Source organism: Pseudoalteromonas sp. TB51, from assembly GCF_000498055.1.
GTDB lineage: Bacteria > Pseudomonadota > Gammaproteobacteria > Enterobacterales > Alteromonadaceae > Pseudoalteromonas > Pseudoalteromonas atlantica.
Map to the genome: position 1 here is coordinate 1 of NZ_AUTO01000049.1, position 11,716 is coordinate 11,716.

14 protein-coding genes and 1 tRNA gene are annotated in these 11,716 nt (G+C 40.3%); all 15 read right to left on the reverse strand.

Going from position 1 to position 11,716, the window contains the following annotated elements; translation table 11 throughout:
* Positions 1 to 529: type I restriction endonuclease (locus L650_RS0101370; RefSeq protein ID WP_029771909.1), on the reverse strand; the 529-nt coding region annotated here is incomplete at its 3' end.
* Between the two features lie 336 nt (positions 530 to 865).
* Complete coding sequence (locus L650_RS0101375; protein WP_029771910.1) at positions 866 to 1,747, reverse strand: hypothetical protein; 882 nt, start codon at positions 1,745 to 1,747, stop codon at positions 866 to 868.
* An 8-nt stretch (positions 1,748 to 1,755) separates the two neighbouring features.
* The gene (locus tag L650_RS0101380) at positions 1,756 to 2,136 is read right to left on the reverse strand and encodes a hypothetical protein (protein ID WP_085065392.1); all 381 of its coding nucleotides are present in this window, start codon (positions 2,134 to 2,136) and stop codon (positions 1,756 to 1,758) included.
* Complete coding sequence (locus tag L650_RS0101385) at positions 2,136 to 2,336, reverse strand: helix-turn-helix transcriptional regulator (RefSeq protein ID WP_029771912.1); 201 nt, start codon at positions 2,334 to 2,336, stop codon at positions 2,136 to 2,138. Before L650_RS0101385 ends, L650_RS0101380 begins: the two co-directional genes overlap by 1 nt.
* 121 nt (positions 2,337 to 2,457) lie before the next feature.
* Entirely contained in the window at positions 2,458 to 3,441 is a 984-nt protein-coding gene (locus tag L650_RS0101390) for a DUF6387 family protein (protein ID WP_029771913.1), read from the reverse strand.
* A gap of 13 nt (positions 3,442 to 3,454) precedes the next feature.
* On the reverse strand, positions 3,455 to 4,693 hold the full coding sequence (locus L650_RS0101395) for an integrase domain-containing protein (RefSeq protein WP_029771914.1): 1,239 nt from the start codon (positions 4,691 to 4,693) through the stop codon (positions 3,455 to 3,457).
* Between the two features lie 259 nt (positions 4,694 to 4,952).
* Positions 4,953 to 5,027, reverse strand: a tRNA-Arg gene (locus L650_RS0101400).
* A 108-nt stretch (positions 5,028 to 5,135) separates the two neighbouring features.
* Positions 5,136 to 5,813: a FlgO family outer membrane protein gene (locus L650_RS0101405; RefSeq protein WP_029771915.1), complete on the reverse strand. Its 678-nt coding sequence runs from the start codon at positions 5,811 to 5,813 to the stop codon at positions 5,136 to 5,138.
* 8 nt (positions 5,814 to 5,821) lie between these two features.
* A complete protein-coding gene (locus tag L650_RS0101410) occupies positions 5,822 to 6,514 on the reverse strand; it encodes a FlgO family outer membrane protein (protein WP_029771917.1) in 693 nt (230 codons plus the stop codon).
* A gap of 13 nt (positions 6,515 to 6,527) precedes the next feature.
* Positions 6,528 to 7,121, reverse strand: a complete 594-nt coding sequence (locus L650_RS0101415) for a FlgO family outer membrane protein (RefSeq protein ID WP_004586247.1) — start codon at positions 7,119 to 7,121, stop codon at positions 6,528 to 6,530.
* A 159-nt stretch (positions 7,122 to 7,280) separates the two neighbouring features.
* Entirely contained in the window at positions 7,281 to 7,859 is a 579-nt protein-coding gene (locus L650_RS23475; protein WP_085065393.1) for an SPOR domain-containing protein, read from the reverse strand.
* A gap of 209 nt (positions 7,860 to 8,068) precedes the next feature.
* Positions 8,069 to 8,767, reverse strand: coding sequence for an SPOR domain-containing protein (locus L650_RS0101430; RefSeq protein ID WP_029771919.1), 699 nt, complete (start codon positions 8,765 to 8,767; stop codon positions 8,069 to 8,071).
* A 380-nt stretch (positions 8,768 to 9,147) separates the two neighbouring features.
* A complete protein-coding gene (galU, locus tag L650_RS0101435) occupies positions 9,148 to 10,026 on the reverse strand; it encodes a UTP--glucose-1-phosphate uridylyltransferase GalU (protein ID WP_004586244.1) in 879 nt (292 codons plus the stop codon).
* A 19-nt stretch (positions 10,027 to 10,045) separates the two neighbouring features.
* Positions 10,046 to 10,897: a thymidylate synthase gene (locus L650_RS0101440; RefSeq protein WP_004586243.1), complete on the reverse strand. Its 852-nt coding sequence runs from the start codon at positions 10,895 to 10,897 to the stop codon at positions 10,046 to 10,048.
* Between the two features lie 12 nt (positions 10,898 to 10,909).
* Positions 10,910 to 11,713: a prolipoprotein diacylglyceryl transferase gene (lgt, locus tag L650_RS0101445; RefSeq protein WP_004586242.1), complete on the reverse strand. Its 804-nt coding sequence runs from the start codon at positions 11,711 to 11,713 to the stop codon at positions 10,910 to 10,912.
* Positions 11,714 to 11,716: the final 3 nt, after the last annotated feature.

Genomic DNA, 11,716 nt, shown 5'->3' on the forward strand with positions numbered 1-11,716 from the left:
CTTGGAGCTGATAGTAACGCGGGTGTTTGCCACTACCATCATCGTAGTAGGCTTGGTTAATTATAGGCAATTGCGATTGTGTATAGCCCTTGTAGGCACAATACTTAGCCCAAAGCTCTTGCGGTGATGGGAAGTCTTCTAAGCGTATTTCAGTTTCAAGGTTATGCGCATCAGGTGTGCCGAGCTTGGTTTTATCGTGAAATATAAAGCCATCACCATTAGAGGCGAATATAAATGGCACATCGAGCAGCCTGGCGTAATCTAAGCCTTGTTGTAGCCCTTTACCTACTTCGTGCTTATTGGCTTTAGCTTCAATGACAGCAAGCGGCATACTGGGTTTATGGTAAAGCACTATGTCAGCCGATTTAACCGTTTTACGTACACCAAGTTGCCCACGTACGATTACTTTACCGTCTCGTAATTTAACCTCTTGGCGTATTTGAGTTATGTCATTCCACCCTGCGGTTTTAACTGCGGGTAGAATAAACTTACTGATTATATCGGTTTCGCTTAGCTTTCTTTTATCCATAATTTAAACCGTCCTAAATACTGCGCTATGAGTGCGCACAACTCGTTGATTCAACGCGTTTCATGCTATTTAGTGATGCTATATAAAATACGGTTAATAAGCAAAATAAAAGGTAAACAAAATGATGAGATTAGAAAATAAAATTGTAACTTCTATACAAAATAGAGAAGAGGACAAATCGTTTATTTGCCGCTTTTTATGTTCCAATAAAACAACAAAGCACATTTATATCAGTCATTTAAAAACATAATTGTTCCGCCATTTGTTCCGCGTTGTTCCGTTTTTAACGCAGATAAACAAGTGGTATTTTTGTAATATTAAAGTATCTAATAACTGCTAAGCATTATCGTAATCATCTAGCCATTCATCTACAGTTTGATTCTGTGGCCTTCGTGTATTACCTCCCTTATATTGCTTTATAGGAAGGGGTATAGGGGAACTTACTACCGCACTACCTTGTTTACTTATACCGTGGTTATTGGCCCCCGTAGAAGTTGATATCCGTAGTTTATTGTACCCGTGACTATTAACACACGTAGTTAAACTACTTTCAACACCTTGGTATATATGGTTGTTAGGCAATTCGTTGCCACCAATAAATGCCTCTTTATTTTGCCCCGATAAAGCGCCACTGTTAGATGACACTATAACGCCACTATTGTGCCTCTTATGTGCCGCCGATACGCCACCACCTATACCATCTAAAATTTGCTGATGAGTAATGTTTGCTAACCTAAGGCTTTGCGTTTCAATTTTACTCTTCTCACTCACTTGTGCTTGCCAAAGATAGTTTTTCATCATGTTTATTTTTTTATAAAGCTCACTTGGCCTTCTTGGTTTAGGTAAATTAGAACGGCTCCAAAATTTAAGTAATGCTCCTTGAGCTGGTGGATTAAAAAGCTTGCCTTTTAAGCGTCCGCCTCCCTTTTTACGATCCAATGAAACGTTAAAAATTGTGTAATAATCTGAGTTATATTTTAAATCAGTAAAACTCATGGTAAGACCATCAAATCGATTAGAATAACGCCCTACTTTAAACTGTGTGAATTGATATATAGGCTGTGCGATCACACAGCTTAACTGGCTTAGTAATGTGTTTTGATGGATGTGGAGCCAGTCACTAGGAACCGGCTTTCCACTTTTTGGAGTAATATGTAATTTGCCGTTAGTAATACTAATTACATCGCCACGGTTAATTAAGTCATTAAGCTTAACCATATAGCCTCCTATTTCCCTAGGAGGCGCTTTATTGGCTTTAAAAGTTCAGTGGTTTGCTCTGATGTGAACTCAGCTAATTTACGATGAATGCGGCTTTTATTTATAGCTTTTATGATGATTTCAGCAATCTCTAATGAGCTATAGCTATACTTAAAATGGGCACCGATACCATCTGAATTTGGTATTTTTTCACGAGTAAATGTAAAACCATAGTCACGCTCAAGATCTGTAAAGTAATTTCTGCCACTCGATAAACCGGCATTACGTAAAATATCTAATTCTGTCGCACCTTCAGGATGAGCAAGAATATATAAGTTAGCTCGCTCTGTTTTAGGTTGCGGTTTTTTAGGGGCTGGGTTTGCGGCTTGGTTACCGCTCACAGCATTCATTATGCTGCTCCTTTATGGGTGTTGCTACTTGGTAGGTTTTCTAGCCATTGCTGAATATCACTAGCAAGCCAGCCAACTGAGTTTAAACCTAGCTGTTTTCTTTTTGGAAATAAACCTAATCGCTCTTTGCGCCAAATAGTTGAACGACTCAAACCGGTGAGTTCTGTTACTTCTTGAAAACGTAAAATTTTGTTGTTCATGGAAATTCGCCTTGTTGTTTCATTGTTCAAGGCGAATGTTAGAGGTTGAGAAAAACTAGCAAAGGGCGGTTTTAAAAGCTTTTTTTACCCCGCAAAAAATAAAATAAAAATTGCCCCAAATTTATTCATCTTTAAAGTCAAAGTTTGGAGCCATAACTTTATTTAGAAACCTCATTATTTTACCCTTACCACTTTCTAGCTCAGCATTACCGTTTTCAAAATCATGAAACAACAATCCAGCTAAAATACTTTTCTTAATTTTCACATTATTATCAAGCTCCCAGATCAGCAAATCTAACAAGGGAATGATCCTGAATGCTTTTAGCTTTTGTATTGTGCTAGGGGTGGATACTTTCCTTTCAGGCTCAGTCACGCCTAAAATCTTTCTCCATTCAACGAGCGACTTTTGAAAGTGCGCAACCAGCTCGGCATCGCTAAAGCCAGCTAAATCAACATTGCAAAGCATATGGTCATTTTTAGAAATCTCAGAAAAATAAACCTTCACACCATCACGTTGCTTTTTCGTAAACTCAACTTGCTTGAATATAACTTCCCGTAAAGCCTCTAGTTCAGCCTCCTTTGAATCAAAACTTCTACCATTAAATTCCTGCCAAACATCCTCAGTGTCACTCGCCCCTCTCTCAGTCACACCTGTACTTTCAAGAAGTTCATAACTGCCAATAACCTCCGCTATACTTGCAGGCCAGATTTTATATGGCCTTCTCGAGCCAAAGTCTGATATATCATCAAGTAAAGATAACACTGGCTTAGAGGCTTTTTCTGGGAACAAGTTTTTTAAATGCTCTTTCGCTGTATCATCATAAAAATTTAGCTCTGTTACATGAGATAAAAAGCTCGGATTTCCAGCAATAACTTTATTAATAAACATCCTTAAAAGGTCTGAATCATCAACTCCAGCAGCTAGCTTTAGATTGCTAGCCCAGCAAGCAGCGATACCTGAAAGATCATCTTGAAAAACCCTCTTTCGAACATCAAACTCAATGACCACCTCTTGCTCTGACTGTTCTTCAATATATTGATAATTGTCGAGGTTAAACCAAGCAATATCCCTGTCATTTATATTGTTGATATACTTCTTGCTCATGCTCTCCATCCTTTTAAACTATTTTTAAATGCTGGCTACCAGTAACAGAGTAATTACCCTTGCTAGCATCTTCAATATGATCTGACCACCAGCACATCATTTTTCTTCTGCGTTCTAAGTAATCAGTTCGGTTGTAGGCAGCGCGAACTTTATTCTTATCTACATGTGCTAAAGCTGCTTCAATAACATCAGCATCAAAACCTTGCTCGTTTAATGTGGTGCTAGCAAGCGCTCTTAACCCATGAGCTGTTTGCTTGCCTATTAAACCCATGCGCCTAAGCGCTGCGCCCAGAGTTTCTCGGCTAGCATGCGCTCTAGGGTCTTTATCAGCAGGGAAAATAAACTCTCGATGCGCACTGATAGGTTTTAGGTACTCGAGTATAGATAATGCCTGCGGTGATAAAGGAACTGAATGAGCTTTGCGTTTTTTCATCCGCTTAGCAGGTATATTCCATAGTTTATTTTCAAAGTCTATTTCATGCCAAGCAGCGCCGGCAGCTTCACCAGGGCGAACCATGGTATGTAGTTGCCATTCAAATAAACATCGAGTCATTAACTTGATATTAGCGCTATTCACTATGCTAATAAGTTTAGGAAGCTCCTGGGGTGTGAAGCTAGCCATGCTTTCATGCTTGGCAGAATCAAACGCTTTACTTATACCACTTAAGTTATTTGTTTGTATTCGACCAGTGTTAATAGCAAACTCCATAACCTCATTTACTCTGCGACAAATACGCCCAAGAATATCGAGCTTATCAGCTGCGGCTAGAGGCTTTAAGGCCTCAATTGCTTGTTGTGCCGATAACTTGCTAATAGGCACTTTTCCTAAATAGGGAAATAAGTGAAGCTCAAAACCTCTCCGTAAATTAAAAGCATATCGCGCGCTTACTTTTGGCTCTTTTAAGTCTATCCACTCTCTAACAACTGCTTCAAATGTACTTTTTGCCTCAGCAGCTTTATCGTTAGCAAATGCCTCTTTATGCTCTTTAGGATCTATGTCCTTTGCTAATAAGGATCTGGCCTCAGCTCTGCTTGTGCGAGCATCAGATAAGGTTACATCAGGGTACATACCAAAACTAATTTGAGCTCTTTTTTTGGTGTAAGGCTTAGAGTAAGTAAATAACCACATTTTTGAGCCATTTGGCTTAACTCGTAGAGCAAGGCCTTTGCCATCTGCCATAAGATATTCTTTATCTTTTGGTTTAGCTTTTTTGATTTGCGTATCATTTAATGGGGTAACTAATTTAGGCATTTAACGCTCCACTGTCGAACGGGCAACCAGCGCTTAGAAAGTAAGAAAAACCTAAAATTTCTTTTCTTTCTTTAAATTTCATCTGGTTACATATTTATGTTACACCAACAAGTCATCGTTGGTTCGGTGTAACATCCAGTGTAACTAAAAAAATGCGCTGTGGCGATACCCCTTGAAACAAGGTGAAAGCCTAGAGGCCTTTAAAAATGGCGCTTGATAGTTTTTTTGAATTGCGATGAATTACAATGAAACGAGTTATTGGTAGCCCCTGCAGGAATCGAACCTGCAACTGCCCCTTAGGAGGGGGCCGTTATATCCATTTAACTAAGAGGCCACACCGAGCTTACAGCTTACAGCTTACAGCTTACAGCTTACAGCTTACAGCTTACAGCTTACAAAAATTATAACGGCATCTTGTTTTTCATATCAAGCTAAAATTAACTTAATTGCTTGATAAATATATATCTTCTTTGTTTAACACGTACAGCGGTATGAGTTTTCGGCTGCTTGCTACAATATGTTTGCTGTGAACATTTATAACGCGGGTGTTTACTGCTACGCCATTTGGGCGGTAAATTAACGTACCTGCTAATACATAGTTAGCCATGCTGCTTTCGCTTAGCTTTTCTATATCGCGCGATAACACGAAGTCGCCTCTGTTTGATACATCAATGTTGTCCATGGTTTTAAAATCTACCACGCCGTAGCCAAATTTTTGCAGCTGATGAATAAACGTCTCTGCTAGTTGATTACCCAACTGATTACTTTTATTAAGCGATGCGTCTAAATCTACAATGGTGGTAACCGCTATGTTGATGCTGTTGTTATCGGGCGCTTCGGCTTCAAGCGTATCGACTAAATCCAGCGCCATTTGCTCTACATAGTTTGCCAGCGTTTTGTGGTGTTTAAGCGGTGTAAACTGCCTTGCTGTGTCGTACTCACTTTGCTGCTGCACAGATTGGTTGGCATACACTGGCGTTGGTTGGCTACTTTGCGTTACCACGGTGTAGTCTGAGCGTGTGTTTATGCTTTCGTTATGCTCATTATTTTGCGTTATTGAACAGCCAGTTAATACTAACGTTGCCGTTAGCCCCGCTATAGCAGATAGTTTGTAAAACATGGTTAACCTCACTCGCTGGCTTGTTTAAGCATAATTCCGTCGGTGCGATAGCTACTGTTTAGCGCATCAACCACTGATTGAGGGATAAACCCTTGCGCACTGCCCACTACCGCTTTACTTTTAATGCCCACTATTCGTGCATTTACCATTACGCCACCTTGGTGGCTCACAAGAGTTCCTGCTAATACGTAATTAAAGTTTTGATCTTGGTTTAGCTCTAGGTAGTCGCGGCTAAATACAAAGTCGCCTGCGGGGGTTACTCGCATATAATCGGTGGTTTTAAAATCGATAACCGGTACTCCAAAACTATGCAGCTCGTGCATAAAGCTTTCGGCTATTTGGTTACCTAACAGGCTTCCATCGCTGTAGTCATCATCTAAAAATACAAAGCTAGAAACGGCAAGTGGCGTTTTGTCGTTTACGTATTGCAGGTTTTCGACCATGTCTTGCATTATACCGCGCACATAATGGTTTATATTTTTGCGTTTTGCAGGGGCACTTTTGGTGTAGTTACTTTGCTTGTTTAAATTAGACTGAAATAACGCTTCATTTGGTGCAGGTGCTTTTACCGCACGTTGCTCTGAAACAAGCTGGGCTGCATTATCTTGCTCAACTTTCTCCGGCTCTGAATGTAGCGAATTTAACATTTGCGAACAGCCAAAGCCTAATGGCAAACATAGGGTAATTAATAGGTTTCTCATGGTGTGCTCCTGATTAATATTCGCTGCGGTACAAAGAGCCGTCACGCTGCTGAATTTTTTCGTTTCCCCACATTACATTTATAGGGATCTCTGTGCTGCCTGCCGACAATACTTGCTTGTTTTCAATATTAACGAGTCGTGCATTAACTATGTAAGCATGCTGTTGGCGCGTTACAGTGCCGGTGATGACTAAGTCAATATTTTGGCGATTGCGTAATTTACTTAAGTCGCGGCTTAATATGCTGTCTGCGTTTTGCGCTAATATAAGGTTATTGCCAAGGCGGTACTCAACGGTATGATAGCCAAGCTGGGTAAATTGCGTTAATAAGCTTTCTTGAATTTGTAAGCTCAAACCCGAGGCCTGCCCTGCTACTAGCTTAGTATCTAAAGCATCGGCATAAAAAAAGCTACTCACACCAATGCGCGCATTGGCATTTAAAGCGCCATTTACATGGTTAAGCTGCGAGGTTAGATTTGCTACATACTCGTTAACGGTATAGGGTGCCATTGCTGCTTTTGGCGCGTCAGTAGGCACACTCGGCTCTGGGGGCGGAACCAAGTTGCAAGCAGTTAAATTTAACAATACTAAAGGCAATAAAAGGCGCATAGTTGCCGTCCTCTTTAAAATATACCGAGGATAAAGCAATTATTATGCCTAATTAACCTAAACTCTGGATAATAAACCTATCTCTAGCCAGAGATAATAAATTTAAGTATCAAGATAGTTCAATATGCTAGTAAGGCTCTTAACCAGAGTTCAGGTTAATTAACTTTGAGGCGTTTTGACGTAGTAGGTTACAAAGCAAGTATTATTGTCTATTAATGACTTACATGCATCCTTTGCTGCTTCTTTTGTTTTAAACGCACCAAGCTTTAATCTATAAAAGGTGTGCTGGTCAATCAGTACTTGCTCGGTATTTACTTCAAGCTTATTTGAGGGTGATTGAAATTGCTTTATAGCAGCTTCAAGTACCGCTTTATTTTTATACGCCCCCACTTGCACAGCAAACAGCGCATTTGTATTCACAACAGCTAAGTGGTTAGTTTGCTGCGGTTTTGGCTGCGCGTTAAGTTGTTTTAATTTATCTACTGTGCGCTGTAATTCACTTTCTAGCTTTAACAGTCTTTCTAGTTGAGGCTTGGTTTGTTGCCACTGCTGAGCTGACTCTTTGAGTACGGCTAAATCATCTTTTTTAATGAGCACCGCCTGCTTTTGGGCCGTTGCTAGTGCGTGAGCACTGTTTGCTAATGCAAAGCCTAAAACTAATGTGGCTAAAAAATCCTTGTAGTGCAGCATAAGTATGTTGTTAATATGGGTAAGAGTGGGCGCTATTTTAACAGCCAATCAACGCTTAGCAAGTCACGCGTGCTAGTACCTATTGCGCTTTTATACCAATTAGCTTAATTAAGTAATCTATTATGAGGATAGTAAAACGTATTGATAGCTAGGCAAAAAATTGCTATTTAGTTGTTCTAAACGAGATTTATTAACGCAGAACGCAACTCGATTAGCCCCGTAAAATGATTATTTATTATTGCGGGTTGGTATCACTATTAAAGTTTAATTGGCTTATCGGTGTAGTTACTTACAATGCAGTCGAGCTTATACATTTTAAATACTTCACAGTCGGCTTTGGCATTTTTAAGGTTTTTATAAGAGCCAAGCTTTAAGCGATAAAAGGTTTTATCATTTATTTTTGCGGTTTCTACGTTGGTTAATATTTTATCTCTAAATAGTGGCGCTGCTTTGGTATTTAGTTCTTGCCAGGCTTTGGCTACATCCTGTTTAGAATCAACCGAGGCAACTTGTAATGCAAATACATGTTTAGGGGTATTAAGCTTTATAGTTTGCTTTTGGTTATTGTTAGCAGCTTTGTAAGTTTGCTGACGACGTGGCTTATTACTGGTTGTACGCGAAGGCGTGCGAGTGTAACGGCTGCTGTAGGCAGGGCTTGCATTAGATTGTGCAATAGCTTTAGAGTTTATTATATCTATGTGATTAACCAGGTAAGTAATTTCTTTTTCAAGCTTTAAAATACGCTCTATACCGGCGCGTGCTTGCTGCCATTGCATTGCGGCATCTTTTAATTGCGCAAGCTCTAGTGCAGTTATCGATACGTAATCGGGCGTGGTGTTAGGTATTTCATTATCAACAGCAGGTTTAGCGGTAGGCGTAATAGAGCACGCCGTGCCAAACGTAAGCGTAAAAAGGCATACAAAAAAGTGTTTATAGTATTTTTTTAATTTAAGCATGTACCCGTTATCCTGAAAGCAGTGCCTGTGCACTTACATTTCAGTTAAACATTCTCACAAGAAAGCGTTTAACTTAGCAATTTAAACAATGAGCGATTTTTGCTCCCGCACGCTAATTTACCTGCTTAGATAAAATTAACATGACCCTTCCGTGAGTTTGGCTTTTAATACAACTTTGATGCCAATTAACATAAACTTTACAATATAAATTACGTTATGTTGCTATATAACGCAAGTCAAATTCAGAACATAATTAAGCGTAGACCATCTTTATTACTGGCGTGGTTAAAATTAAGTAAACCCATACCTATTTTTGTATTAATAATTTAGCACTAAAAAAGGCGCCTAAACAGGCGCCTTGGTGGGTAATTTAATAAAACCTAAATTAACGATTTAATAAATGTTTTTAAATCATCTGCAAACTCGTCGCGGCGCAGAGCAAACTCTATCGTTGCTTTTAAGTAGCCTATTTTACTACCACAATCGTGGCTGCGGCCTTTCATTGCGTACGCGTCTACTTTTTCTTGCTGCATTAGCATGGCAATTGCATCTGTAAGTTGAATTTCGTTGCCAGCCCCTTGCGGCGTTTTAGCAAGCAGTGGCCAAATGTTTTCGCTCAATACATAACGCCCTACTACAGATAGGTTTGAAGGTGCTTCATCTACTGGCGGTTTTTCTACCATGTTTATAATTGGCGAGCTTTCACCTTGGTGAAGCTCTACGTCACCTAAATCAACAACACCAAATTTGTCTACTTCGTCCATTGGTACTGGCTCAACCATAATTTGGCTGTGCTTAGTTTCTTCAAAACGGGCGATCATCTCTGCTAGGTTGTCTTTTTTAAGGTCGCTCTCTACGTCATCAACAATTACATCTGGCAAAATAACCACAAAAGGTTCGTTGCCAATAATTGGCGCTGCACAGTTAATTGCGTGGCCTAAGCCTTTGGCTTCGCCTTGGCGTACGTGAATAATGGTCACATCTTTAGGGCAAATTGCCTGTACTTCGGCAAGTAATTGCCGCTTTACGCGTTTTTCAAGCGTGGCTTCTAGTTCAAAGCTGGTATCAAAATGGTTTTCGATAGAGTTTTTACTTGAGTGCGTTACAAGTACAATCTCTTTAACGCCTGCTGCTACCGCTTCATTTACTACATATTGAATAAGCGGGCGGTCTACCACAGGGAGCATCTCTTTAGGGATAGCTTTTGTGGCAGGTAACATACGCGTTCCAAGGCCTGCTACGGGGATCACTGCTTTCATCTTGTTCTCCTTAATCTTATTATACTGAAAACGGATATTGGATTGGTTCGTGGCATTGATAGCCTACTACTTCAAAATCGTCTCGTGTTACCCATGTTTCTATATCTTCTAGTGATTTTATGTTTGGGTTAATATTTAATTGCGGTGAGTCAAATGGCTCACGTGTTAACTGCACATCGCGCATTAACGGTAACTGGTTTTCGTAAATATGCGCGTTAGCAATTTTATGATACGCCTTACCTGCTTTATGGCCGGTAATTTGCGCAACCAATGCCAGTAATACAAAGCACTGAATTTGATTAAAATTAAGGCCCAGCGGCACATCGCAACTGCGCTGATACGATGTTAAATACAGCGTGTCGCCAAGCAGCGAAAACGTATGCGTGTGCATACATGGGCGCAAGCAACCAAGCTCAAACTCACCAGGATTATAAAAGGTAATTATTTCACCTCTGTCATCAATCCCGTTTTTTAAGTTATTTATTACTTTAGCAAGCTGATCGAGCGTTGAGCCATCTGGGCGTTGCCAATTACGCCCTTGCACGCCATAAACGCGGCCCATGTCGTCCTCGCCTTTGCGGTTAGGGTTATTTAGCCATGCGTTATTGTCGTTTGCGTTTGCATCCCAAGTTTTACAGCCTATATCGCGAAATTGCGCTGCGCTATCGTACCCTCGTAAATAACCTAAAAGCTCTGCTATAGCTGCTTTGTAGTAACTTTTACGAGTGGTGATCATAGGAAATTTATTATTACCTACATCGTATTCTAAGTCGGCATTAATAACGGTTAAGCAGCGCGTGCCTGTGCGTTTGTTTTCTACCCATACACCTTCGTCAACGATGCGCTGACATAATTTTAAATATTGTTTCATGATCTGTTCTTACTATGCCTTTGCTGCGGTTACAGGTTGCGGTTTTTTGTACGCCCAAATTAATAGCCCTAGGCCACCAATTATCATAGGTAACGAGAGTATTTGACCCATTGAGATAAAATCGGCAAATAGGCCAAGCTGCGCATCTGGTTGGCGGAAATATTCAATACAAAATCTAAATACGCCGTACCCTAATAAAAATACACCGGCTACACTGCCTGCAGGGCGAGGCTTTTTAATAAACCATAATAAAATTAAAAACAGGACTAGCCCTTCAAAAAAGGCTTCGTATAACTGCGATGGGTGACGCGCAAGCGGCCCACCCGTTGGAAATACCATTGCCCATGGCACATCGCTTACGCGGCCCCATAATTCGCCATTTATAAAGTTACCAATACGCCCTGCTAATAAGCCTACCGGAACCAGCGGCACCACAAAATCTCCCACTGCGAATAGTGATTTTTTGCGGGTTTTGGCAAATAGTATAATAGCGGTAATAACCCCTAATGTTCCGCCGTGGAAAGACATACCGCCTTGGTCAATTCTAAATAAATATAATGGATTTTCTAAAAAGTAGCTAAACTGATAAAACAATACATAGCCAATTCTGCCGCCTAAAATAACCCCTAGCATGCCGTAAAAAAGCAAGTCGCTAACTTGCTCTTTAGTCCAACCAGAGTTTGGTTTTTCGGCTTGACGATTAGCAAACCACATCGCAAATGCAAAACCAATTAAATACATTAAACCGTACCAACGTACGCTTAGCGGTCCAACAGAAAAAATTATTGGATCGATTTGAGGAAACTCAAGTGCCATAAA

Excerpts from the sequence above, each read along its gene's own strand:
- L650_RS0101375 (WP_029771910.1), bottom strand. The coding sequence starts at position 1,747 with ATGGTTAAGCTTAATGACTTAATTAACCGTGGCGATGTAATTAGTATT.
- L650_RS0101380 (WP_085065392.1), bottom strand. The coding sequence starts at position 2,136 with ATGAATGCTGTGAGCGGTAACCAAGCCGCAAACCCAGCCCCTAAAAAA.
- L650_RS0101385 (WP_029771912.1), bottom strand. The coding sequence starts at position 2,336 with ATGAACAACAAAATTTTACGTTTTCAAGAAGTAACAGAACTCACCGGT.
- L650_RS0101390 (WP_029771913.1), bottom strand. The coding sequence starts at position 3,441 with ATGAGCAAGAAGTATATCAACAATATAAATGACAGGGATATTGCTTGG.
- L650_RS0101395 (WP_029771914.1), bottom strand. The coding sequence starts at position 4,693 with ATGCCTAAATTAGTTACCCCATTAAATGATACGCAAATCAAAAAAGCT.
- L650_RS0101405 (WP_029771915.1), bottom strand. The coding sequence starts at position 5,813 with ATGTTTTACAAACTATCTGCTATAGCGGGGCTAACGGCAACGTTAGTA.
- L650_RS0101410 (WP_029771917.1), bottom strand. The coding sequence starts at position 6,514 with ATGAGAAACCTATTAATTACCCTATGTTTGCCATTAGGCTTTGGCTGT.
- L650_RS0101415 (WP_004586247.1), bottom strand. The coding sequence starts at position 7,121 with ATGCGCCTTTTATTGCCTTTAGTATTGTTAAATTTAACTGCTTGCAAC.
- L650_RS0101430 (WP_029771919.1), bottom strand. The coding sequence starts at position 8,767 with ATGCTTAAATTAAAAAAATACTATAAACACTTTTTTGTATGCCTTTTT.
- galU (WP_004586244.1), bottom strand. The coding sequence starts at position 10,026 with ATGAAAGCAGTGATCCCCGTAGCAGGCCTTGGAACGCGTATGTTACCT.
- L650_RS0101440 (WP_004586243.1), bottom strand. The coding sequence starts at position 10,897 with ATGAAACAATATTTAAAATTATGTCAGCGCATCGTTGACGAAGGTGTA.
- lgt (WP_004586242.1), bottom strand. The coding sequence starts at position 11,713 with ATGGCACTTGAGTTTCCTCAAATCGATCCAATAATTTTTTCTGTTGGA.